This is a genomic window from Rothia sp. ND6WE1A, assembly GCF_001683935.1.
GTDB lineage: Bacteria > Actinomycetota > Actinomycetes > Actinomycetales > Micrococcaceae > Rothia > Rothia amarae.
This window is the reverse complement of sequence record NZ_LXTU01000032.1, coordinates 1-24,099: the sequence shown is the minus strand read 5'-3', so window position 1 is coordinate 24,099 and position 24,099 is coordinate 1. Positions and strand designations below refer to the sequence as shown.

Here is a 24,099-nt window from a genome sequence, read left to right as displayed (position 1 = left end):
CTTGCCTGATGAAGAAGGTGGCGCCCTCTATGTAAAGGATCACAACACCTGGATTGTCATCAAGGCGAATGCAGACCACACCCCCGTTGCAGGAGCCAAGGCAGTTCGTTCTGAATGGTTAGGGACTTCCGCATTGGAGCAGGGCCGAGGCACGTGGACTCAATCAACCCAATGGGCTCACGGCAGTTGGAACGGATACCCCCTCAGAAATCGCTGCCCTGGGTGTTCCGGTTGCTGAAGCTGAAACGGTGGTAGAGAACGGGGCAACTTACCAGGTGCAGAAGTTTGAGCACGGTTCTATCAAGTGGGAAGCTACTACCAACCGATTGGTTCCTAGTGCCGCAGATGCCGTTATTTCTCTTGACGCGGATGCCAAGGTAGCTGTAGATCAGTGGTACGCCGCCCATCCCGAGGCACACTAAACGCTTGAGGGCTTCCACAGCCCTGAGTTCTTCTTCAAAAACACACGAACTGCCCAAAATACATGCTTCTTAGCTGTATATTTGGGCAGTTCGTGTGTTTTCGAAAGTGAACCAAAAAGGGACTAACCCTTACCTGACGTTAGTTAGCCTGAGGCTTGTACCAATCTACGTTGGCGATCCACCACTGTTCGAGAGTTTCTTTGGCGTCGGCGTCCAAAGAAATGACGGCGTTCTTCACCTCTTCAGTTTGTGTGGCCAGACGGCTTGAAGGAACTTCCCACTTGATAGAGCCGTGCTCGAAGCGCTGGGTTTGATAGGTCACGCCATTTTCCACTACGGTTTCAGCTTCAGCCACAGGCACACCGAGGGTAGCAGTCTCTTCTGGGTATCCGTTCCAGTCACCGTGTTCCCACTCGGTTGACTGGGTCCAGGTTCCACGGTCTTGCCCCAACGCTGAGGTTCCTAGCCATTGAGAACGAACCGCCTTGGCACCAGCCACGGGGGTGTGGTCTGCATTCGCCTTGATGATAATCCAGGTGTTGTGGTCTTGTACGTAAAGAGCGCCCCCTTCTTCACCGGGCAAACCGGGGTAGTCAGTGTAGGTTGCCTTGGACCAATCCACTGTGGCAGGATCCTGCAAATCCCATGCAGGTTCATGGTCGATGTAACCCTGCTTGAGAATCTTTAGATCCGCATCATTGCGTAGTACGTATTTAAAAGAAGCGGTGTACGAAGGGTTTACTTCCAAGGTTGTTCCTTCGGAAGGGTGGAAAGTGTTAGACGTGTAACCACTTTCACGGTTGTAGTAGTAAACGCCTAACTTGCCGAAGAATTCAGGATTCTTAACGTATTCGTCAAAGAGAGCCTGAGACATCTCTGTTGCCTGGCCATCGTTAGAGTTGAAGACAAAGAGAGTATCTCCAATATCTTCTACATACAGGTGGTCATTGATTTGCTGAAAATTACCAGTGAACGTATACCACGGTGATTCTTTAGCTAGAACCTTAGCGCCTTCAATGTTGATGGATGTGGTGGGGTACATCGGCTTGCCGTCGTAGGAGCTAATCTTTGCAGTGTCAAAGGTATAAGTACCCCCAGAAAATTCTTGGGTAGTCACCGTGCCGTGTGCCACGGGAGCAGCAATGGGGTAACCCATCTTGGAATAGAGGGCGTTGATTCCTCGAACCTTAATGAAAGGCACCTCAAAAGCAGTAGCACCAGCCTTAGGGGTACCGTTGGCATCAGCAGCAATCACATAGGCGGTGGTATCAGTCATCAACACCAAAGCCTGGTTTTTTTCAACGTAGGTTGCCTTGGACCAATCCAGCTTCGCAGGATCACTAGGACCGGCCGGGGTCTCAGTCACCGCATCAAAGCACTCGCCTGAGGTAACGCGATCCTTCTTCCACTGAACACCTTCAGTGGAATTGAGGTCAATGGAAGATCCTGCTTTAGACTTAGCCGAGTCTGCGACGACGACTAGGTGGCGGGTGGTGCCGTCCCAAGTAGTCACGATAGGGCCGCAGTAGGTGTTGTTCCAGGAATCCCCTTCTAGGGCACCGAACTTTGCGATGCCGCCGGCGTTTTCGAAGGCTTTAGCTTTGTCGGCTCCGGTGAGGGCTTTGACGCCGTTGCGGGTGTTCCAGGTGATAAGACCCTTCTCGAAGAGCTGTTCACAGCCTTTGCCTTTGACGCAGTTTTCTTTGGTGAGGGGTTGACCGAATTTGGTGGGGTTGGTTTGCCAGTATTTGGTGATGCCGGCGTTGGGGTTCATGTAGATGCTGGTTTCGGCGGCGTGGGCGATGCCTGGTGCTGCGCTGATGAGCATGGTGGCGGTGATGAGGGTGGTGCTGAGTTTTTTGAGGGGTTTCATGTGGGGTGTGTCTCCTGGTGCGAGTGGGTGTTTACCCCCTCATAAAGGGGCTTTTATCTCTAAACCTAGGAAACTTTTCGGGGATTTTTTGTACATCTGTGACGAATCAGAAGGATGTCCTCTTAAGGAGCTACGAAATTCAACTACTTATGCGCGGAGTTAACGCGCACTTTCCTTCTCCCTCGCATAAGCCAACAGTGACCGCACTTCAGCCTTGGCTGCGCTCGTCAACGCCTTGTTATCTCGCAACATTTGCTCAGAACGCAATCGAATGAACTCCAAATATTCGGGCTTTCCGGTTTTCTCAAAGCCTTCTTTCGACGTATAAAGATCATGAAAATCTTTCGCCGCCTGACGTTGTAAAACCCAGCGCCCCCACATCACAATCAGCGCACACACCAATGCCACGAGCGTGCCCCAGCCGTGCGTCCAGACATACAACAGCGCGGCAACCACCATTAACCCGGTGACGATAGGCGCAACCGACACAATGAATACCCCTTCATTCTGGCGGTCCTTATCGAGGGTGCGCTGCCCCACCTGGATAAAAGTTTCCTTAAAAGTGGGCTTCTGCGCGTCGGGTTTACTGTTCATCAAGGAGCACCCGGTCAATAAACTCGTAGGTTTTCTCTACTACATGTTCGGTGGCAGCGCGGACGTCCTCAGGAGAATAAGAGAATGACGCCGCGTGGTCTGCCATGCGGTGCATTTCAAGGTCATTCCATGAGTCGCCAATAGTGAAAACTTCGGGGTGATTGTGCGCAAACTGCTGTTCTAGGAGCATCTCTAATCCGGAGCCCTTAGTGCTGTTCTTGGGCACAATATCGAGGAAGTCCAGGTTACGGTGACAGTCGAGTTCGCTCCCGAATTCATCGAGGATCCACTCAAAAATCTCTGCGCGCACGTTAGGGTCGGGTGACCAAATGGGAACACCCACATATTCATGCTGAGGAATATACTGCGGATCCAGAGATTGGAAAGCCGGCAGAATATTAGAAACGCCGCCTACCCGATTCACCAGTTCAAAATCTTGGTCAAGAGTTGTGGCAAAAACAGCCACATTATCCATGGCAGACAGCCGTTCATAGACCTTCTGCACAATGCTCAGTGGGAGCGTTTTCTTTTCTAGAATATTGAAATCTCGATCGCAAATAACAGCACCGGTGTAGAGAACAAAGTAATCAAACGTTATGTCGTAAGGTTCAAGCGCTACCTTGGTGGCAAAAATACTCTTGCCCGTATTGCATACGGCAAGATGTCCGGCGTCCTGCCACTTGCGGATTGCCCCGATATTCGCCTCTTCAATTTCGCGGTTGAAGACGAGCGTGCCGTCAAGATCGAATGACATGAGCTTCTGCATGGGTTCCTCTCCAATTGAAGTGGTTCTCTGGAAAGTTTGGTCAATTTTTGGGCGTTTTGACACTCAAAATACTCAAAAATTGACCAAACTTTCAGGCCAATGCTGTTTCCAGTCTACGGTGCCAGGATGCCGAGCCAGTAGCCCAGGATGCCCACGGCAAACATGCCGAAGATAATCCAGATGGCATTGACCTTTTTACGCAACAACCACATGCACAAGAAGGTCAGTAGCAGAGCGAGCATGCCGGGTAGAAGCGAATCCAGAATCGACTGAACCGTGGTGGTAACTTCTTTGCCCGTTTGGTCGGTATAGCTCGACAGCTGGAAGGGCACGTTGATGGAAGTCCATTTGGAGACCAGCGAGCCCATCACAAACAGACCAACAATGGACGCTATCTGCGTGAATCGACGCAGTGTATTACCCCCTACCTCAGAGACAATTTCCACGCCCTTTTCGTAGCCAATCTTGAAGCCGTACCAGCGGGTTACCATGCGGATAATCATGAGTCCAAAGAAGAAGAGTAGGGGTCCAAGAATATTGCCTGAGAGAGCGATAGAAGCACCTAGGGCAGCAAGAACTGGACGCGCAGTACCCCAAAAAATGGGATCACCCACACCTGCCAGCGGTCCCATGAGGCCAACTTTTACGTTGGTGATAGCAGCTTCATCAATGTCTTCGCCGGCAGCCTTTTGGCGTTCCATAGCGGCTGTTACGCCGAGAATGGGGGACGCAATCCAGGGCTGGGTATTGAAGAACTCAAGGTGGCGACTCAATGCCGCCGCCTGGTCTTCTTTCGTGGTGTAGAAACGCTTGATTGCCGGAATCATGGAGACAGCAAAGCCGATTGCCTGCATGCGCTCGAAGTTAAAGGAGCCCAGTAGGAAAGTGGAGCGCACATACGTGGAAGCGTAGTCACGTTTGGTGAGCTGTAAAGCCGGGTGCTCGGGGTGGGTAGGGTCAATTTCGGTAGCGGCAACGCTAGCGGGCTGAGTATTTTCAACAGTCATGGTGTTCTCCTACTCGAGTTCGTTATCGAGATCGTTGGGAGCGCCAGCGGTTGCCGGTGCCGGAGCAACAATAGAATCGTGGAATGCGGGGTTGAGCTGGACGTAGATGACCGCAAGACATGCGCCCATGATGCCCAAACCGACCAGGTTGAGGTCGGGAATGAATGCTGCCAGCACAAAGCCGAGGAAGAAGAAGGGCATGAGTGCTTTAGCGCGCATCATGTTGATGACCATGGCGTAACCAACCACCACGATGAAGCCACCAGCGACTTGGAGGCCCCCGGTAATGACTTCGGGAATGGCGTCGAGCCAGGTCTGCACAATATGGGTTCCGGCAACTGCAGCGACGGCGGCGGTGGGGATAGCCACGCGCAGGCCCTGCAGGGCAAGACCAGAGATGTGCATGAGCTCTACGCCTCTGAAGTTAGCATTCGCAGCAAATCTGTCTGCCTGGTGCTGGAAGAACACGGTGATGGTTCGCACGAAAATGGTGAGTACCTGACCGGCTGCTGCCAAAGGAACTGCCAGAGCAATACCTTCGCCAATGGACTGGTGGCCTTCGATAACAACCAATGCTGCAATGGTTGATGCCAGCGCGGCGTCGGGCGCCATAGCCGCACCTACGTTCATCCAGCCCAAAGCAATGAGTTCGAGGCTACCGCCGAGGATAATGCCGGTCTGCAAATCGCCCAAAACCAGCCCCATGAGGGTACAGGCAACAATCGGGCGGTGGAACTGGCGCTCATCCAGAACCGAAGCCATACCGCAGACCAACGCCACGAGAATGACCAAAATAAATTCGAGAGGGCTCATGAGAGCAGGCCTTTCTCTTTGAGTTTCTTCATCATGTCTTCTCGCGAGCTATTAGGTACCTGTTGGATCACCATTTTGATGCCGCGATGGGCAAGTTCTTGGTAGGCGGCAATGTCTTCGTCTGAGGCATACACAGCTTCCGAAATCTGCTTCATGCCGGTTTTGAACGTTACGCCGCCTACGTTAATTTCTTTGACTTCCACGCCCTCATCAAGCAGGCGCAGAACGTCTTGGGGGCTTTCCACCACAATCATGGTTTTCATGCCTGTGTACTTAGGGTTGTTGTAGACTCTGCCGGTCTTGGCAATATCGAGCACGTTGGTTTTCACGTGTGAGGGAGCAACCTGCAACAGCAGAGTCTTCCGCAACTTGTCTTGAGCGGCGGAATCTGAGGCAGCAATCAGAGTTTGCGGCGCGACGTCGTTGACCCAGCTACCGGCAACCTGCCCGTGAATCAGGCGGGAGTCGATGCGCAAGAACGTGACGTTCATGTGCTCGCCGGGAACCGCATTGGCGGACGGCGTGGGAGCGGGGGCAGTGGGCGCGCTCGGTGCTGACGTATCTGCAGACGCCTGAGCGGGATTAGTTGGCGGGTTCATAATCTGCTGGAAACTACGAATACCCTTGGTTCCCGCTTTGACTGCCTTTGCGGAAAGAGACTCCACGGTGGCGTTCTTTCGGCCGGCTGCACTAATTACCTCAATCAACATGGGAACATTGACGCCCGAAACGACGTCGGTTTTCTCACGCTCTGCGGCAAACCGCGCAGCGGCGTTATAGGGGCTTCCACCAAAAAGATCGACGAGAAGCAAAACGCCTTCGTCTGCAGGTTGAGCTTGAACAATGCGTTCATATTTCTCGATGAGATCTTCTGGACCTTCACCCGGCATAAAGGTAACCGGGGTGACGTTAGAAAAATCTCCGAGAATCATTTTGGCTGTGGCAAGGAGGGGCGCTGCCGCTTCTCCATGGGTTGCCACGATGATAGAGACCATAGGTGGTCCTCTCAGCTGTGGTTTTTAACTGAATGCGTGAGTGTGACTCAACCTATAATTTACTCGCGTGAACGGCAGCTCGATTCTTTCTAGAGCAAGTCTTTCCCTTAAAAATTATTTGACCTCAACTTACCGATGTTTATTTGAAAGATTTATAAGAGACCAACTAAGCACAGCAACGGTGAACTAACCTTCTCGTCTGGCTCGCTAGCGCTCGCAAAGACGATTCATGCCAGACCCAGCCAGTTCACCTTACTGCTGTGCTTAGCTGGCTTATATCTCTCAGCTAAACTCAACCTACTCAGCGAGCGAGAAATCCTTCGCCAAACGAGCAATATGAATGGTTAGATAGGTCAGCTCATCTTGGGTTAGCTCTTGATTGAGCTGCATCTCCAGCAAAAGATAAACCTTCTGGGCGCATCTGAATGCGCGGGGATACGACGTCTTGACCGCCTCTAGCAGCGTGGCAGAACCGGCGTCCTGAAAAGGTCCCGAACCGCCTTTTTCGGTGCGCACAAAGAGGTAGCGCAGGTGGGCTACAAAACGTGCTGCGCTCATAGACGATTGGTCGATAGAGCCGCCATACACCGAAGAAATAAGATCAAAAATCTGCGTGAAGATTTCGGTCATCCGGTAGGTCTGCGACATGTCGGTGACAGCAAATTGCGAGTTCACCAGGTGCAACGCCAGCGGGATTGCTTCACCGGCAGGCAGAGTCACGCCTGTTTTTTCGCCGACGAGTGCCAGCGCGTTCTGCCCAAATTCCACTTCCCGCGGGTAGAGCTGGGAAACCTCCAGCGCCAGCGGATATTCCACGGTGACTCCCTCGCGGGCGCGAATCATTGCAAAGTTCAGGTGATCGGCTAGAGGAATGACGAACGAATGAGAAATGGAGAAATTGCCGCTTTCTTTAACCCGCGACTCTAATTCGATAGCAATCGCCAGAATATCAGAGGGAATCTCTGAAAGGGACCAGGTGAGCCGTTCCTCGGACTCGCCCTTCTCGGGCACAAAAGTCTGTTCAACCCGTGAAGGGTCAATCATGTCCCCTTTACGCTTGCCAAAGGCGAGACCCCGCCCAATGACTACGGTTTGCTCACCGGAGAAAGTAGTAGCTAGAGCCACGTTGTTGTTATAGATGCGGGAAATACGCAACGAGCCCTCACTTTCTCCTTTAAACTAACGCCCTTAAACTTCTAGTTTAGTCCAGGGAGTCCTTTATAGATGTCTCATTATTTGTACAAGGGGAGCTTATGGCACTCGTTTCTAATAGCATGGTCGGAGTCGTTTTTATGTTTCATCATTTGGTGCATCACACACTAGAGAAGAGAAAAATATGAGTGTAGTCCCGCCGTCCACCCAAAAAGCAGGGTTTGGGGGAATCATCGTCGTTACAGCTCTGATGCTGTTCTCTATGTTCTTCGGCGCCGGTAACCTGATCTTCCCGCCGATGCTCGGCGCACAGTCGGGGGAGAATTTTGCCCCCGCGCTCATTGGCTTTCTGGTCACGGGTGTAGCACTGCCCCTCCTCGCTATCTTTGCGCTCGTGCGCAGTGGTTCAGACCTGACTGCGCTCGCTAGCCGCGGTGGAAAAGTATTCGCTTTCCTCTTTCCAGTTCTGGTCTACTTGGCAATCGGGGCGTTCTACGCGGTTCCCCGTACTGCCACCGTGAGCTACGCGCTGTTCATTACGCCGGTTTTCGGTATCGATAGCCAGCTGGCGCTTGTGATTTATTCATTGGTTTTCTTTGCTATCTCTTTGGCAATTTGCCTGAACCCCAGCAATATCGTGGACACTCTGGGGAAGTACCTGACTCCGGCGCTCGTTATTCTTCTGTTCCTGCTGGTTATTGTTTCTTTCTTCAAGTTGCATGGCACTCCCGCGCCCGCTATTGAGGAGTATCAGGGCGCACCTTTGGTCAGCGGCTTCCTGCAGGGGTACTTCACTATGGACTCGCTGGCTGGTCTTGCATTCGGCATCATTCTGATTTCATCCCTTCAGTTCAAGGGCCTCACTAAAGAAAACGGTCTGACCAAGGGTATTACCTATTCAGCACTGATCGCCGGCTTGCTTCTTGCTTTGATTTACATTGGTCTGGCTTGGATTGGCCACTCCATTGAAAATGGGCAGGGTTATGAGGACGGCGCAGCGTTGCTTTCTTCTGCGGCGCAGCAGACCCTGGGCACTCCAGGTCTATTCATCCTCGGACTGATTGTTGTTCTTGCCTGCTTGACCACCGCCGTCGGGCTACTGAGTTCCACTTCAGAATTCTTTGAGCGGCTGTTCCCCAAGATTACTTACCGCCGTTGGTTGATCGTGTTTACGCTGATTTCTTTCTCGGTCTCCATCATGGGCCTAGCAACGGTTTTGGCTATCGCCGGTCCGATTCTCGGGTTCCTCTACCCCTCAGCTATTACTTTGATTGCGCTGACCCTGCTGGAGCCTGTGCTTGATAAGCCCTTGGGTAAGCGCCTGGAATACACCTTCCGCTTTGCGCTAGTCGTATCGGTAATCTGGGCAGCTCTTGCCACGCTCAACTCGGTGGGCTGGGGTAGCTCGGTCATTGAGCCGCTGATTGGTTGGACACCCGGTCACGAGCTCGACCTCGGCTGGGTAGTTCCCACTGTGGCAGCGGCTGTGATCGGATATATCGTGGATGCTGTCAAGAAATCTCCTGAAAAAGACGTGAAGAATACGACCATCTAAAGTTTTCTTACCCTATTAAAACCAAGCGGCCCCAGCAGAGTTTTCTGCCGGGGTCGCTTGATATGCGCTCAAAGTTAAAGAAGAGAGGCTCATGCCGGGGGGAACCACAACCACCGACATGAGCCCGTCTAAGGTGAACTGCGAGTAATCTCAGCAGTTCTTTGTCTCGCATACACCCTTTCGAGTGTAGTAGTAAACAACGTGATAACTATACCTCTAGAACACTTGAAGGTACAAGTTTTATTAGAAAATTATTTGATTTATACCCATTGGTAACCCTAAAAGGTATTTTTTCTAAAAAATGTATTAGTTAAGCGTCTGTATGAAAAGATTATTATTTATAATCTTTAGCTTTCTGAGGTTCTTTATTTCTTTGCCACTTGCTCCCGAACAGCTCGCGTGGCCTCCACCAAATTCACTAGTGAGGCGCGGGTTTCTTCGTATCCGCGCGTCTTCAATCCGCAATCTGGGTTACTCCAGAGGTGGTCGGGCGCAACGCTGTCTACTGCCTGTTCGAGCAAACTGCGGATTTCCTCCACCGATGGGACGCGCGGAGAATGAATATCCCAGACGCCCGGGCCGATGCCCCGGTCGAAAGTTGCCGGGAGATCCTCAAGCAGCTCCAAGCGAGAACGTGCCGCCTCAATGGAAGTGACATCTGCATTCAAACCGTCAATCGCTTCAAAGACCTCATTGAATTCTGAATAGCACAGGTGGGTATGAATCTGAGTAGAGTCAGCCACCTGTGAGGTAGCTAGACGGAACGACCCTACTGACCATTTCAGGTACTCCGGTTGCTCTGCCGCGCGGAGGGGCAAAAGTTCACGGAGCGCTGGCTCATCTACCTGAATAATCTTGATTCCTGCTTTTTCCAAGTCAGCGATTTCATCCGCCAATGCCAGCGCTACCTGATGGGCGGTCTCAACCCGCGGCTGATCGTCCCGTACAAAAGACCACGCCAGAATAGTCACCGGGCCGGTCAACATACCTTTCACCGGTTTTTCGGTGAGCGAATCTGCGTAGGAAATCCACGGAACGGTGAATGCCGAACCTTCCAACCCTTCGCCGCTGCGCTTGACGTCGCCCCACAAAATAGAAGGACGAGTGCAACGCGAACCGTAGGACTGCACCCAGCCATGCACCGTGGTATCAAAACCCTCAAAATTCTCTGCGAAGTACTGCACCATATCGTTACGTTCTGCCTCGCCGTGAACCAGTACATCTAGCCCAATTTCCTCTTGCAACGCGATAACCGAGGCAATCTCCTCGCGCAAGAAACCGTCAAACTCACTTTCGGTGATAGTGCCCGCCCGGAACGCCGCGCGTTGCTTGCGAATGTCAGAAGTCTGCGGAAAAGAGCCGATAGTGGTGGTAGGAATCTGCGGGAGATTCAGGAAAGCCTGAGCTTGCTGGCGCTCGCTTGCGGTCGGGCGCTCAAAAGCACCGCTCTGCGCGGTGACTTCTTGGACACGCTCCCGGATAGCTTGAACTCGAACACCCTCGGACTTCTCGCGCTGGGCAAGGGCATCTGAAGCGGTAGCTATCTCTGCCGCAACAGCATCTTCACCCTCCAACACTGCCCGCGCTAGGGTAAGCACCTCGACTACCTTCTGGTCGGCAAAAGCCAACCAGCTTTTGAGGTCTTCGCGCAGACTTTCTTCTAAATTCAGGTCATGGGGAACGTGTTGTAGGGAGGTTGAAGTAGCGATAGAGATACCCTTCAACCCCTCAAGTTCCTTCAGCGTTTGCCGCAAATCCGTACGCCAAATATTACGACCGCTGACGGCGCCTACCACCAGATGCAGACCGTTCTGCTCTGCAAGTTGCTGCAGACGGTCACTGTAATCGGCAGAAACACTATCCACATGCAAAGCCTCAATTCCCGACTGCGCTAGCGGTTCAAGGTTCTGCGCTAAATCACCGTAGGGGGAAGTGACAAACAGTGCAGGACGCCGCGAGTGCGCGCTCAAACGACCGTAGGTACTAGACACCAATTCGGACAGACGGGCGGCGTCAATGTGCTGATGGTCCGCCACCAGTGCAGGCTCATCGAACTGTACCCATTGCATACCCCTCTCGGTGAGCTGAGTCAGAAGCTCCTCATAAACCGCCAGCAAATCGTCGAGACGAGAAAGAGGCTCGAAGTCTGGTGCTGTGCCGTCCTCAGCTTTAGCCAACGCCAAAAAAGTAATCGGACCTACAATCTGCGGGCGCACACGCACGCCCTGCTCCTCAGCAATATCAAGCTGAGCGAACAACTCCTCAGGATTCAACTCAAACGAAGTCTGCGCTCCAACCTCGGGCACAAGGTAGTGGTAGTTCGTGTCAAACCACTTAGTCATTTCCAACGCAGGCTGATCCTGGGTGCCACGCGCCAAGTCGAAATACCCCTCCAACGGTAGGATGCCGCGCTCATCCAGGGCATCGGCAAAACGGGAAGGAACCGCGTTGACCAAACGAAGCGTATCGAGTACCTGATCGTAGTGAGAGAACGACGCCGGAATCGCGTAGTCAGCGTTCAAACCGAGTTCGGTGAGGCGGGCAAGGTTAACTTTTTGAACCTCAGCCACCTGCGCATCTAGCTCACTGCGGTTCGCAGTCCCCTTCCAAAAAGCCTCCACTGCTTTCTTAAGTTCGCGGTGGCGACCAATGCGAGGGTAACCAACAATAGTTGCTGCAGGAAAATTCTGGACTGACATGAAAAGTGACCTTTCAGGAAGATAATGAAAAAGTGTTAAGCGGAAGCAGACACGGACGCGTATTCGGCGTCTGACGTAGAAAAATGCGACGGCTGAGAAGATTTCAGAGGACTAAAATAGCGCGACGTATAGGGAGCGATATCGAGATGCTCCAGCACATCGAGGACGGCGCGGTGCTCGTTGAAAGTGTAAAAATGCAAACCACTGGCACCAGAATCTAGCGCTGCTTTACACTGATGCAACGCATACTCCACCCCAATCTTGTGGCGCTCCGCCTTGTTATCGGCATTCTCTAACGCACTGGCAAGATCCAGCGGAATAGCCAACCCCGCCAACTCGCACAGCCGAATGAGACGGCGCAACGACGTCACCGGCATAATGCCCGGAATAATAGGCAAATTCACCCCGGCAGTCTGCGCCGCATCCAACAGTCCCTGAAAACGAGCGTTATCAAAGTAAACCTGCGTGATAGCAAAATCAGCACCCGCACGTTGCTTAGCCAGCAAAATCTCAATATCTTGAAGAAGCGATACCGACTCCGGGTGCTTCTGCGGATAAGCAGCCACCCCAATCGACAGCTTTCCACCGGCAAAATGCGCAAAATCTTCACGTTCCACCCGGCGAATAAGCTCCACTAAGTAGCGCGCAAACGGAAGCTCCAGAGCATCAGGGGAAACCCCCGCCGGAATATCACCGCGCAAAGCCAACAAGCCCCGCACGCCTAAACCCACAATGAGGCGCACAGCGTGTTCCAGTTCCCCCACTGAATGCCCCACGCACGTCAAATGCGCCAACGGAGTCAGCTTGGTTTCGTGCACCAGATAATCAAGCAAAGCGAGAGTCTGTTGCTTACGCTCGGCAGTACCGGAATAAGTCACCGAAACATAGTCAGGGGAAGTAGCCGAAAGCTCGTCAATGGTTTGCAACAAAGAGTCACGACTTTCCACAGACCGTGGAGGGTAAAGCTCATAAGACAGAGCCGTATGAGGTGCCATAGAGGGCATTTCCTTTCGATGGATTCGCCCGATAGATACACGCCCACCCCTTTATAGGGGAGGAACGAACGTATAGAAAAGCAGAAAGCTAATTCTTCTATCGGTCCTGGCGGGAGCACCTTCTCCCGATTGCTCGGGCGAGGTTGCTGCAGCGTCGTAGAGCCAGATCTCTCGGCCGCTCTTGATAGATAACAGAATCAATATAAATGGGCGCATCACGGGCTCACAAGCGAAAACGCCTAGATGTGCCTATGTAACTTCGTGTAGTGAATATGTCTAGGTAGCGTCATATTAAGTTATGTGAAAGCAGGGTGAGGACGAGCTATAAGTCGAGAACCTGGCGTAGCGGGAGGAAAGCTGGCTGGGTCTGGCGTGAATCGCCTTCCTGAGCGCTAGCGAAGCAGACGAGAGGGATTGCTTGCCGACGCTACGCCAGGTATCGGCAAATCGCGTGTTCTCAGCCGAGTTGTTCCGCTTTCCTGTGTTTAACCTATGCCCCCGGCATGCAGTTACTTTGTAAGACCCAGAAACAAGCAAAACGTCAGATCCATAACACCCTCAAACGCTAGGCTTATACACATGAGCAGCAGAGCACACGAAATCGCCAAAAACCTCCCCACTCTCGAACACGTAGATGGTACGCCCATCCGCGCGCTCGTCGTCGACGACGAAGCCATGCTCGAAGAGTTAGTCAGCGTAGGTTTGCGCATGATTGGGTGGGATGTTAAATCGGCAGGAAACGGCCCCGATGCGCTCGCAGTAGCACGCGAGTGGCGTCCCGATGTTCTGGTGCTGGACATTATGATGCCCGGATTCGACGGCATCGAATTACTGAGCCGCGTGCGGAAACTTTACCCGCAGGTGCCCTGTCTTTTTCTCACCGCTAAAGACTCGGTCGACGACCGCATCGAAGGACTTGGCGCTGGCGCCGATGATTACGTGACCAAGCCTTTCTCTATGGAGGAGGTCATGATTCGCCTTCACCGCCTCGTACAGCGTTCAGGCGTTGTGGCAGCAGACGACGCCGAGCTGGTTGTCGGCGATCTCGTGCTGAATCAGGATACCCGTGAAGTGACCCGCGGTGGAGAAGACATCTCACTCACGGCAACGCAGTTCGACCTGTTGCGCTATCTCATGGAAAACCCTAAGCGAGTGGTCTCAAAATCTCAGATTCTCGATAACGTGTGGAACTACGATTTTGGCGGTCAAGCGAACATTGTGGAGCTCTATATCTCCTACTTGCGCAAGAAAATTGATGCAGGTCGAGAACCTATGATTCATACGGTTCGCGGTGCTGGTTACGTGATTAAGCCGGCTAACTAGCGTGAACTCGTCTTTCGCATCTGCGCCTCGCCTGCGCACTATTTTGACGGCTATATTAGTGGGAATGTTGGGCGTTGCCTGCCTGATTATCGGGCTCAGCAGTTTTCTCACTATCAAGAATTCCTTAGAATCGCAGGTGAGCGAGCGGTTAGATCAGACGTCGCACCGCGCCATGATTTTTAAGCCCGAGGACGCCCCTGTGCGCAACGGCGGCGCGGGTGGGGCGGACGGGGCAAATGCGGAGGGCGCGCAAAACGTATGCGAGACGTCCGCTAGTAGCTCGCCGCTCAACGCACCCGGCCAAAGCGCAGGGACCCTCACCGTCTGCGTAAATAACGGGAATGTGGGATTCTCAGGAGTTTTGGATAGCTCGGGCGATTTACAAAGTCTTTCTGAAGCAGACGTTGCGCAGTTGAAAGATGTCCCGGCAGAAGCTACCGCCCAAAAAGTTGATCTTGAAGTAGGGAACTACTTGGTAGAAGCTCACGCGCTTCCCAATCAGCCCCAGACCGTGGTGGTTACAGGCATCCCACTCAAAGACATGAATAATACGTTGGCCACCTTAGTTGCCGTGATGGCAGGTGGGTCGCTGGCGGTAATGGTTATAGCTGGTCTGCTCGGCTCATGGATTATCCGCCGGACGATGCGCCCCCTAGAGCGTGTCTCGGCAGTTGCTGCCGGCGTCGCGCAGGCAGACTTGGAGTCGCAGGTGCTTTCTCGCGCCGACCGTGTGCAGCCGCGGGACTCGAACCCCCGCTCAGAGGTAGGCGCGGTGGGATTCGCGCTAAACCAAATGCTGGGGAACGTACAATCTGCCCTGCAAGCACGGGAGAAAACTGAAAACCAGATGCGCGCATTTATTGCCGATGCTTCCCACGAACTGCGCACTCCGCTCGCTGCCATTAAGGGGTACTCGGACCTTCTGCGGTGGACCGAAAACCTGAGCGATTCGGGGGAGCAGTCGGTGAATCGCATCGAATCACAGACTGCACGAATGAGCCGCTTGGTAGAGGATCTCTTGTTGCTCGCTCGTCTCGATGAAGGCAAGCAGCCGGTCTTTGAGGCGGTAGACCTCTCGGAAATGCTCGCTGAAAGCACCTTCGATATGCAGGTAGCTGCCCCCAATCATCGCTGGACTCTCAATATTCCAGACGATCCGGTAGAAGTTCGCGGCGACCGCAACCAACTTCAGCAAGTTATTTCGAACCTGCTCTCTAACGCACGCAAACATACCGCCGAGGGAACGCATGTAACGGCGTCGCTAGGTTTTGCCGAGGGCGGGTTTGCTGAGATAAGAATTAGCGATGATGGCGAGGGGATCGATCCTGAATTTATCGATAAAATTTTTGACCGATTTACACGCGCCGACGTCGCGCGGTCCGGGGACGCCGGAACCACAGGATTAGGGTTGCCGATTGTACGTGCCATCGTTGAGGCACATGGCGGCAGTATTGACGTGCAATCTCGCCCGGGGGAAACCGTCTTTCAGGTCCTGCTGCCACTGGCGTAGGGGTTAGGACGCGTTCGTTAACCCCAGCCCAGAATCAGCAAACTCTTCCGCTCACCACCCCTATTTGGGCTTGTTACGCCAATATTAAGTAAATTTTATGAATACATCCATGAGATAAGTACTACTTGCCCCGTCATGTATGTAGAGGTGAAATTTTGGTGTAATTCCGGGGTTTTGTCTTTCCTTATACTCTCCTTCTCAGGGCTGATTTTTTACTTTCTCCCCCTTATTGGTGAATTTTGCACCCCTGGTGAAGCAAATACCCCTTACTGTGTAAGGTAACGATTTGATAACAAAGGTGGCGCGATATGTCGCTTAGCATGCGTACAGCGGTTGGTGCGCTTTCCCTTATTAACCGTATGACCTCTGATGCTTCCCGGAACGCAGTTCGGACCATTACCCACAATGCCAAGCCTGCCGAGTTGCCGGCTACTATGTATGACCGCTATGGGGCGTACTACCGGCAGGTGGATGATTCGCGCGTAGTTTTTCTCGACCCCGAAAACGAAAAATGCGCCAACGTACTGGTATATATTCATGGCGGGGAATACAAAAGACCTCTAACCATGATGCACTGGGGCATCATTGACCGGTTGATGAAAGAAACCTGCGCCTCTGCTTTGGTACCGATGTATCAACTGGATCCCCACCACAGCGCTAAAGACGCCTACCCATTACTCGACGGCGCCTTCGCCCATGCCCTCAAAAGCGCCCGAGAAACCGGTGGAAAAATAATCATTGCCGGTGACTGTGCAGGTGGCGGGTTGGCTCAGGCGTATGTGATGAGCCGCCGCGATCGCGGGTTGGTTCTCCCCGATAATGTGTTGCTTTTTTATCCCTGGCTCGACCTCACGCTTTCCAACCCCGAAATTCACGGCATTAAAGATCCGGTACTTAACCGCCCGTCGCTCATTGAAGCTGGACGCCGCTGGAGTGGTTCGTGGGGAGTGCGGGATCCGCGCGTCAGCCCTATTTTCGGGTCGGTAGAAAACCTTCCGAAAACACACATTTACCAGGGCAAGCGAGACATCATGTATCCCGACGTTCGCAACTTTGCCAATCTTGCCGTCGGTGCTGGCTCGCCCGTGAGCCTGACCTTAGCGCCGCGCGCTTTTCATGGATACATGGGGGCTCGACTCATGCCAGAAGCACGTGCTGCCTACCGTGAAATTGGCAAGCAGTTCGCCGCCTAGTTGTATGTTGAAGGATTCAGGAATGCGCCCCGTTGAGACTCCAGTGGGTACTCTTTTAGCGGTGGAAGACGGCGCTGTAGTGCGCGCTTCAGGTATTCCCTACGCGCGTGCCGAGCGTTTTCGTTATCCCCATTCAGTTCGTCTAGCTGACTTTGGAGATCCTTTTGTAGCAGATTCTCCTGCCCCAGCTGCGCCACAGTTTTTGCGTGGTAAGGACGGGGATATTCGCCAGTCGGTACTGATGAGCGAAGAGTGCCAGAATCTCTCTATAGTGTTCCCTGCCGACGTCGCGCTCTCTGAAAAGTTGCCGGTCATGGTCTATTTTCATGGCGGCTCGTACGTGGTGGGTAGCGGCGACGGCGCACGCTATAACCCTGTTCGCTTGGTGGCAGACGAGCAGGTTGTGGTGGTTACGGTGACTTACCGGCTAGGTCTGCTGGGGTTTTTGGGTGGCTCGAAAGAGCGCCCTGCCAACCTTGGTTTGTTGGACGCGCGGGAGGCATTGCGCTGGGTAAAACAGAATATCTCGGCATTTGGTGGGGATTCAGAAAATATAACCCTGTTCGGGCAGTCTGCTGGCGGCGATTTGGTCACCCAGCTTTTACTCGCCGAAGGTGTGATGGATGAAGGTTTAGTCCATCGCACTATTTGTCAGAGCGCGCCGATTGAGCTGGTGAATCGCAAGCAAAAGCTCGCCGCTGCGATGGTGAAGAAGACCTCTGACATTCCTGCCGATGCACCAGTAGAAATTTTTGCAGAGCGCGGGTGGAAGATGCTCGTGCAAAGCCCGATTTATGACGGTTTATATTCGGCGATGATGCCGTTTGGTACGTTATACGGGCACTATCCTTTGCCGAATGTTGAGCAGGTGGAAGATGCATGGAAAAAGATTGCTCAACGGGTAGATGTTCTTATAGGTGCTAATATGCGCGAATCGGCATATTTTGTGCCTCAACCGCCGAAATACCTGGGGAAAATGGCGCGGAAGGTTGCTGAGTTTTTGGTGGAAAAGGGCTCGTGTGAGATGTATATTGAGCCCGCCCGCCGATTTGTGCGGCGTCATCGAGCCGCTGGCGGAAACGCCACTTCCTATGTGTTGCGGGTGGGGCATCCGCTGAACTACCACTACTCGGCGCACTGTACCGAGCTTGCTCTTTTATTTGAAAACTCCTGCTGGGACGGCGATAAGTTACTCGCGGGCTCCTACCCGAACGAACGGGCGGAGCAAGGACGGGCTTTGCGCGCCATCTGGGCAGAGTTTGCCCGCTCGGGAGTGATTCGTTCCGAGTTGGCTGAGCGTGCGCGAATTGAGTTTGCGTAGCTAGGGGAGAGCCCTAAGATTTTAGTCTTCGAGCAGCGCTTCCGCCGTCGCCCGGTCCGTAATCAGCACCGATACCAACTTGCCCCGCAGAGCCCCACGGATGGCATCGAGCTTATGCTCACCCCAGGCAACACCGACGACGCGCGGCAGCCGCCTAATCTGCTTAAGGTTAATGCCGATGGTGCGGGCACAAAGGGGCGTCACAATATGCTCACCCTGGGCGTTGAAGTGGTGACCGCAAATGTGCCCTACTGCGCCATCACGTTGAAGAATGGCGCTGGTTTCTTCTTCGACGTAGCCGTCAAAAATGTAACCCTTTTTCCGGTCCTCAATAGTTCCGATACCTACCAGGGCAGTGTCAGCGGTCGCTGCGTAGTGCAGAATCCCTGCGACTTGCTGGCTCTGAATGAGCGAATAGGCAACCTCCGGAGCGGAAACCACCAAAGGAGCGGGCAGCGCAATATGGCGCCCGCCGAGTTGACCGGCAAGACGGCGGCAGGTTTCCGATGCGTCAACCTGTACTTCTTCGTTGCTGACCGATCCGATCGCCTGAATCACGCGGGAGGCCAGCCAGTTCATACGCGGCATCGCCTCGATGGTGGCGTTCACTGCGAACCCGTTGGAAACGGTAATCACGGAATCTTCAGGAGAGGTCTCGATGAGGTAGTCGGCGGCGCATCGCGCTACGTTTTGGGTAAGATTTCCAAGGACCTTAGACTCAGCAATTCGGGCTCCGATAAGCCCAAACTTTTCAGCAAGTGCTTTCTCTATGGACATCGCTCGCTCTAGCGGGTGGGTGATGCGGATGTGAACCACACCTTCCTCACGTGCCTCGGTCAGAAGCCGGGACACGGTGGGGCGAGAGTAACCCACGTGCTTAGCGATTTGCGCCTGCGTGGCGCCCTCTTCGTAGTACATGCGCGCTACCTTCAAGAGCAGGCTCACGCGTTCGCGCTCGTCAGAGGTGTTTGAACGGTGCAGACGCTGCGGTGAAGGTGCCATGTTCTCTCGTTTCTCTCTGCCCCGAATGATGTAGCCATCGAAATCTCATGATGAAAAGTCTATGTATTGAGTTTATGGGTAAGGATGTCACCCAGCACAATTTTGTCCGAACCTGCAGGTTAGGGAAGAGGAAACATAGGATAAATTAGGAGGGTGAAAAGTCAGAAATTTCCTCCAGGATTGCTCGTGTTTTTGGGCGGCGGCTTGGGCGCAAGCATACGTTGGCTACTGACCCTGGGTTTACCTTTCACGGTTATTCAGATGACGTGGGCAATCAACGTATTGGGTGCTTTCTGCCTCGGCTTTTTGCTCGCTTTTTTAACGGGTCTAGGCGCAGAACAAGGAGGCCGAAAAATTGCCCGTTTGTTCCTCGGAACCGGTTTCATGGGCGGCTTCACCACCTATTCGGCACTCTCGGTGCAGTCGGTGGGCTTGCTCTCTGAAAACCCACAGATTTTTTGGTTTTACAGCGGGACGACGCTACTCCTGGGACTTCTTGTCTGCTTGCTAGGAACGAGACTGGGATCTGCCGCCGCACGACGTCGTGGAGTGTCTTTGGCTACCAAAAAAGTAGGGGAGGGCTTATGAATTTCCTCCTTTTCCTCGGCGTATTTATCAGCGGGGGAGCTGGTGCATGGCTCCGATTCACTCTCGACGGCGCGGCGAAGAAAACTACCCTCGGGCAACGAATACCTCTGGGTACATTCCTGATAAATTTCACCGGCTCTTTTCTCCTGGGTGCTCTCACTGGTGCAACCGGGATGCTTGCCGGTTTATTTGGCGACGACATCGTCCACACGTTTGTTCTTCTTGCTGGCACTGGCTTTTTGGGTGGCTTCACCACGTTCTCCACTGCGATGGTCGACGCCGTAACTGCCGCCTCCGCTCGTCGTCCGGGGGTGTTTATCTTTGCTTGGCTCGCCCAGGCGATTCTCTGTATTGTCGCGGCTGCGCTGGGAATGGGCCTGACCGCATAGCTTCTTTGCCCGGTAGGCTTAAGCCCATGAAAAAGCAACAGACCGGCATCAAAGAAACCGCCTTTCAACTCGCCCGCAAGCACGGTTGGGAGCTGGAATATGAGGGAGGGCTTGAAATTGACGGCGAATATTTGGACGACGCCGACCTCACCTGGCGTCAAGTATCTGAGGATGGCTCGCTCACCTATGTGCTGAATATCAGCTGGTCCGAATCAACCCAGTACGGGTTTGTGCTCACGCGAGAGAAGGAAAAGGAATCTGCGCATTCAGGTTCGTCCTTTGGCGTTTTCACCGGTGCGAATCTGAATGCTACCCCTTTTGAAAACTCAGCATTGTCTTTACTACAACAGGGACAGACGGTCACAGAAAAATACTTTATTTCTACGATGGAGCGGCTTATTAGCGAGATTGAGGGGGCTATACAGTCTCTCGTCTAAGATTAAAAATGAGATATAAACTACATTTTTAGGGAGCCGCAGGTTATAGTTCTAAGTAGCCTGACTAAAAGTTGTGACCATTTGCACCGGGAATCAACAACTTGAATTAAGTCCAAAGTCCCTGCGCACCTGCGCACGCCGTTCGATTGGGGTTCCCTGATGTCTCCTAATTCTTCGCTGAATTCTGTAGAGGGCAGTATCCCTCCGGATCCTTTTGCTCATGAGCAAGAAGGTTTCCAAAAAGGTCTCAGACCACGCCAGATTCAGATGATTGCCATTGGCTCTGCTATTGGTACCGGTCTTTTTTTGGGTACTGGTGGCCGCCTTGAAAGCGCAGGCCCATCTCTAGCTATCATTTACGCAATCTGTGGTTTCTTTGGATACCTCATTCTGCGTGCCCTGGGGGAGCTTATTCTTCACCGACCCTCTTCGGGCTCTTTCGTTTCCTATACCCGCGAATTTTATGGCGAAAAAGCCGCCTATGTTTCGGGTTGGCTGTACTGGCTTAACTGGGCAATGACCGCGGTAGCTGATGCCACGGCAATTGCTATCTATATTGCTTGGTTTGGGCAGTATAGCGAGTTCATTGCTTCGATTCCACAGTGGGTTGTAGCGCTTATCGTGGTGTTAGCAGTAGTTTCCTTGAATCTGGTTTCCGTTAAGGTTTTTGGCGAAATGGAATTCTGGTTTGCGCTGATTAAGGTTGCCGCGCTCTTGATTTTTATGGTCGTGGGTATCTGCTTCTTGATTTTCGGTAGCCCTTCAGGCGAACCCACCGGTTTCTCACTCATCTCCCAAGCTGGCGGCATGCTTCCTAACGGCTTGCTAGCAGCGGTAATTGTGGTTCAAGGTGTTGTCTTCGCCTACGCAGGTATTGAGCTGGTGGGCACCACCTCTGGTGAAGCGCAAGATGTAGAGCGCGTTATCCCTCGTGCTATCAACACGGTAGTTCTGCGTATCGCCGTGTTCTACGTGGGATCCGTTATCCTTCTGTGCTTGCTTCTTCCTTACAATCAATACACCGCTGATGAATCTCCTTTTGTGACCTTCTTCGAATCAGTTGGTTTTGAGTATGCGGCACCCATCATGCAGCTAGTTGTTATTACTGCGGCAGCCTCCTCTATGAATGCTGGAATGTACTCCACCGGGCGCATTCTTCACTCGATGGCTGTGGCAGGCTCAGCTCCTCGGTTTGCAGCAAAGATGTCCAAGGGCGGTGTCCCCGTCGCTGGTATTTTGTTGACCGCAGTGGTGGCACTCTTTGGTGTGGCACTCAACTTCTTTGTGCCGGCGCAGGCATTCGAAATTGTTTTAAACATTGCAGCTATCGGCACCATGGCAAGCTGGGCAGCTATTGTGCTGGCTCACCAGAAATTCTTGAGCTTGGTGAAAGAGGGCCGCTATAGCCGACCCAGCTACCGGGCTCCTGGCGGTAAGTTCAGTGACTGGGCGGTTATCGTCTTTATCGTTCTTGTAATGGTTCTTATTGCTTTTGATTACCCGGTAGGAACATGGACCTTAATCTCACTCTTGGTAGTGATTCCACTTCTATGGGGCGGATGGTTCCTCGTACGTCAGCGTGTCTATGAGGTTGCCGCAGTTCGCGAAGGCTACACAGGCGAGTTCCCCGTCATTGCGCGTACACCTGGCTCGGATTCAGTTCATACCCAAACCCCCCGAGTACACAATGAATTTCACGAGAGTGAATAACTAGCACTCTACTGAATTGAGGTGCAGGGAGGTTTGCGAATTGCTGACTCCCTGCACCTCTCTTATTTTGCGTAACACACGGTCAAAATCGAGCAAATCTTTACATTCAAGTTCGGCAATGAGATCCCATGCCCCGTTAGTGGTGTGAATAGCTCGAATTTCGGGGATTCCTTTAAGTTGAGCGATGGCATAACGGGTGGTCCGATTCTCCACCTCAATACAGCTAGTGGCATGAAGTAGACCAGTTGCTTGACGTTTATGCGTGCGAACCGTGTAGCCGAGAATAGTTTCATTGTTTTCCAGGCGCGCCATTGTCTTGGTGACGGTCGCACGAGAAACATGCAACTCCTCAGCAAGGGCTGAAACCGAGGTGCGACTATTTTCACGAAGAAGCGTAATCAGTTTATGTTCCAAGACAGTGAGCTCAATCATGACAATATAATAACTGTCACTTAGCACTTTGTTCATTTTCGATGCAAATTAACTTAACCTGCCTATGTTGACTTTACATTTTTGGCCATAAACTTAAATTCTGCCTCCTTCCCGGTGCAACGAGTTTTGAGAGGAAAACACATGACCCAGTTTGTTGACGTATCGAGCATGGCTCACTGGATTCAGCGCGATGGCGTTGAAAATATTATTGGCGGAATGGCCAAGTACATTGAAGATGACTTTAAGCGATGGGAAAGTTTCGATAAGATTCCCCGCGTGGCAAGCCACACCCCTTTCGGTGTTATTGAATTAATGCCCACCTCTGACCATGAGATTTACTCTTTCAAGTACGTCAACGGTCACCCGTCTAACCCTGCTCGTGGATTCCAGACCGTCACCGCGTTTGGTTTGCTCGCAGACGTAGATAACGGCTATCCTGTTTTCCTTGCGGAAATGACTCTGCTGACTGCTCTTCGTACAGCTGCGGCGTCGGCTCTTGTTGCTAAATACCTAGCTCGCCCTAACTCCAAGCGGATGGCGATGATTGGCGCAGGTTCTCAGTCTGAATTCCAGGCGCTTGGTTTCCGCGCACTCTTGGGTATTGAAGACATCACTATCTACGATATTGAGCCTGCCTCTATCGAGAAGTTCCGCCGCAACATGGAGCCCCTTGGCTTCAATATCCGCGTGGCTGAATCGGTAGATGACGCTGTTCTCGATGCCGATATCATTACCACCTGCACCGCAGACAAGGCACAGAATACCATTCTTTCCGACCACCAGGTAAAGCCCGGCGTGCACCTGAACGCTGTCGGCGGTGACTGCCCCGGCAAGACCGAACTTGACGGCGCTATCCTTGATCGCTCCACCGTCTTTGTGGAATTCCCGCCGCAGACTCGTATCGAGGGTGAGATTCAGCAGAAGGACGAGGACTTCCCCGTGACTGAGTTCTGGCAGGTTCTCACCGGCGCGGCAACTGGACGTAGCTCAGACGAGGAAATCACCCTGTTTGACTCTGTTGGCTTCGCTATCTCTGACTTCTCTGCTTTGCGCTACTGCTCAGATGCAACTAAGGACTCTGACCTTCAGCAGTTCATTGACCTTGTGGCTGAGCCTGAGGATCCCCGCGACTTGTTCTCACTCGTCAAGGTGAACTCTCCCGTAGGCTAAAACTTTTAGCTGAGCCTTGAGCTAGAGATTTCCCCGGTCATCATGTGATGGCCGGGGAAATCTGCTTTAACGGAGTACCTCGTATGAGGTACCAGAAAAGTAAACGCGAGATACCGTCTCGAAATAGTAGCTCGTTTACTTTTCTGATATTTC

At 52.8% G+C, this 24,099-nt stretch carries 23 protein-coding genes and 1 riboswitch; of the genes, 12 read left to right on the top strand and 11 right to left on the bottom strand.

The window, feature by feature from the left end; genetic code table 11:
- Position 1: 1 nt before the first annotated feature.
- Both A7E48_RS10955 and A7E48_RS11105 read left to right on the top strand, forming a co-directional pair.
- Positions 2-238: a hypothetical protein gene (locus A7E48_RS10955; RefSeq protein WP_141669368.1), complete on the top strand. Its 237-nt coding sequence runs from the start codon at positions 2-4 to the stop codon at positions 236-238.
- A 10-nt stretch (positions 239-248) separates the two neighbouring features.
- The gene (locus A7E48_RS11105) at positions 249-422 is read left to right on the top strand and encodes a hypothetical protein (protein WP_158004395.1); all 174 of its coding nucleotides are present in this window, start codon (positions 249-251) and stop codon (positions 420-422) included.
- Positions 423-561: 139 nt separating this feature from the next.
- Here the strand turns inward: A7E48_RS11105 and A7E48_RS03935 are convergent, their stop codons facing one another.
- The 7 genes from A7E48_RS03935 to A7E48_RS03905 form a co-directional block, all read right to left on the bottom strand.
- Positions 562-2,295, bottom strand: a complete 1,734-nt coding sequence (locus A7E48_RS03935) for a hypothetical protein (RefSeq protein WP_068169799.1) — start codon at positions 2,293-2,295, stop codon at positions 562-564.
- Positions 2,296-2,454: 159 nt separating this feature from the next.
- A complete protein-coding gene (locus tag A7E48_RS03930) occupies positions 2,455-2,889 on the bottom strand; it encodes a hypothetical protein (protein ID WP_083147175.1) in 435 nt (144 codons plus the stop codon).
- Positions 2,879-3,655 (bottom strand): HAD-IIB family hydrolase, encoded by a 777-nt coding sequence (locus A7E48_RS03925; protein ID WP_068169796.1) that lies wholly within the window; start codon positions 3,653-3,655, stop codon positions 2,879-2,881. Before A7E48_RS03925 ends, A7E48_RS03930 begins: the two co-directional genes overlap by 11 nt.
- 113 nt (positions 3,656-3,768) lie before the next feature.
- Positions 3,769-4,662 carry a PTS system mannose/fructose/sorbose family transporter subunit IID gene (locus A7E48_RS03920; protein ID WP_083147174.1) on the bottom strand — a complete coding sequence of 298 codons (894 nt, stop codon included), beginning with the start codon at positions 4,660-4,662 and terminating at the stop codon, positions 3,769-3,771.
- Positions 4,663-4,671: 9 nt separating this feature from the next.
- Entirely contained in the window at positions 4,672-5,475 is an 804-nt protein-coding gene (locus tag A7E48_RS03915; protein ID WP_068169793.1) for a PTS mannose/fructose/sorbose transporter subunit IIC, read from the bottom strand.
- A complete protein-coding gene (locus A7E48_RS03910) occupies positions 5,472-6,470 on the bottom strand; it encodes a mannose/fructose/sorbose PTS transporter subunit IIA (RefSeq protein ID WP_068169790.1) in 999 nt (332 codons plus the stop codon). The genes A7E48_RS03915 and A7E48_RS03910 overlap by 4 nt, the downstream gene beginning before the upstream one ends.
- Before the next feature lie 297 nt (positions 6,471-6,767).
- Positions 6,768-7,625 carry a PRD domain-containing protein gene (locus A7E48_RS03905; protein WP_068169787.1) on the bottom strand — a complete coding sequence of 286 codons (858 nt, stop codon included), beginning with the start codon at positions 7,623-7,625 and terminating at the stop codon, positions 6,768-6,770.
- A 181-nt stretch (positions 7,626-7,806) separates the two neighbouring features.
- On the opposite strand from A7E48_RS03905, the gene brnQ reads away from it, so the two are divergent.
- Positions 7,807-9,177 (top strand): branched-chain amino acid transport system II carrier protein, encoded by a 1,371-nt coding sequence (gene brnQ / locus A7E48_RS03900; protein WP_068169783.1) that lies wholly within the window; start codon positions 7,807-7,809, stop codon positions 9,175-9,177.
- Between the two features lie 365 nt (positions 9,178-9,542).
- Here the strand turns inward: brnQ and metE are convergent, their stop codons facing one another.
- Both metE and A7E48_RS03890 read right to left on the bottom strand, forming a co-directional pair.
- On the bottom strand, positions 9,543-11,876 hold the full coding sequence (gene metE, locus A7E48_RS03895) for a 5-methyltetrahydropteroyltriglutamate--homocysteine S-methyltransferase (protein WP_068169781.1): 2,334 nt from the start codon (positions 11,874-11,876) through the stop codon (positions 9,543-9,545).
- 35 nt (positions 11,877-11,911) lie between these two features.
- Positions 11,912-12,871 carry a methylenetetrahydrofolate reductase gene (locus tag A7E48_RS03890; RefSeq protein ID WP_068169778.1) on the bottom strand — a complete coding sequence of 320 codons (960 nt, stop codon included), beginning with the start codon at positions 12,869-12,871 and terminating at the stop codon, positions 11,912-11,914.
- 94 nt (positions 12,872-12,965) lie between these two features.
- Positions 12,966-13,062: riboswitch (SAM riboswitch) on the bottom strand.
- Between the two features lie 388 nt (positions 13,063-13,450).
- Here A7E48_RS03890 and A7E48_RS03885 point away from each other — a divergent pair.
- The 4 genes from A7E48_RS03885 (at position 13,451) to A7E48_RS03870 (ending at position 18,218) form a co-directional block, all read left to right on the top strand.
- Positions 13,451-14,194, top strand: a complete 744-nt coding sequence (locus A7E48_RS03885; RefSeq protein ID WP_068169767.1) for a response regulator transcription factor — start codon at positions 13,451-13,453, stop codon at positions 14,192-14,194.
- 1 nt (position 14,195) lies between these two features.
- On the top strand, positions 14,196-15,704 hold the full coding sequence (locus A7E48_RS03880; protein ID WP_068169764.1) for a cell wall metabolism sensor histidine kinase WalK: 1,509 nt from the start codon (positions 14,196-14,198) through the stop codon (positions 15,702-15,704).
- A 308-nt stretch (positions 15,705-16,012) separates the two neighbouring features.
- Complete coding sequence (locus A7E48_RS03875; RefSeq protein WP_068169762.1) at positions 16,013-16,897, top strand: alpha/beta hydrolase; 885 nt, start codon at positions 16,013-16,015, stop codon at positions 16,895-16,897.
- A 22-nt stretch (positions 16,898-16,919) separates the two neighbouring features.
- Positions 16,920-18,218, top strand: coding sequence for a carboxylesterase family protein (locus A7E48_RS03870; RefSeq protein ID WP_158004394.1), 1,299 nt, complete (start codon positions 16,920-16,922; stop codon positions 18,216-18,218).
- Positions 18,219-18,239: 21 nt separating this feature from the next.
- Here A7E48_RS03870 and A7E48_RS03865 read toward each other — a convergent pair whose 3' ends face one another.
- Positions 18,240-19,220 (bottom strand): sugar-binding transcriptional regulator, encoded by a 981-nt coding sequence (locus tag A7E48_RS03865; protein ID WP_068169754.1) that lies wholly within the window; start codon positions 19,218-19,220, stop codon positions 18,240-18,242.
- A gap of 153 nt (positions 19,221-19,373) precedes the next feature.
- Between A7E48_RS03865 and A7E48_RS03860 the strand changes: the two genes are divergently transcribed.
- The 4 genes from A7E48_RS03860 (at position 19,374) to A7E48_RS03845 (ending at position 22,344) form a co-directional block, all read left to right on the top strand.
- Positions 19,374-19,808 (top strand): CrcB family protein, encoded by a 435-nt coding sequence (locus A7E48_RS03860; RefSeq protein WP_158004393.1) that lies wholly within the window; start codon positions 19,374-19,376, stop codon positions 19,806-19,808.
- Positions 19,805-20,197, top strand: a complete 393-nt coding sequence (locus tag A7E48_RS03855; RefSeq protein ID WP_068169749.1) for a CrcB family protein — start codon at positions 19,805-19,807, stop codon at positions 20,195-20,197. Before A7E48_RS03860 ends, A7E48_RS03855 begins: the two co-directional genes overlap by 4 nt.
- A 26-nt stretch (positions 20,198-20,223) precedes the next feature.
- On the top strand, positions 20,224-20,634 hold the full coding sequence (locus tag A7E48_RS03850) for a hypothetical protein (RefSeq protein WP_068169744.1): 411 nt from the start codon (positions 20,224-20,226) through the stop codon (positions 20,632-20,634).
- 159 nt (positions 20,635-20,793) lie between these two features.
- Positions 20,794-22,344, top strand: coding sequence for an amino acid permease (locus tag A7E48_RS03845; protein WP_068169742.1), 1,551 nt, complete (start codon positions 20,794-20,796; stop codon positions 22,342-22,344).
- Here A7E48_RS03845 and A7E48_RS03840 read toward each other — a convergent pair whose 3' ends face one another.
- Positions 22,345-22,776, bottom strand: a complete 432-nt coding sequence (locus A7E48_RS03840; RefSeq protein ID WP_068169739.1) for an Lrp/AsnC family transcriptional regulator — start codon at positions 22,774-22,776, stop codon at positions 22,345-22,347. It lies immediately after the preceding gene.
- Positions 22,777-22,917: 141 nt separating this feature from the next.
- Between A7E48_RS03840 and A7E48_RS03835 the strand changes: the two genes are divergently transcribed.
- The gene (locus A7E48_RS03835; protein ID WP_068169737.1) at positions 22,918-23,946 is read left to right on the top strand and encodes an ornithine cyclodeaminase; all 1,029 of its coding nucleotides are present in this window, start codon (positions 22,918-22,920) and stop codon (positions 23,944-23,946) included.
- The last annotated feature ends 153 nt before the right edge of the window (positions 23,947-24,099 follow it).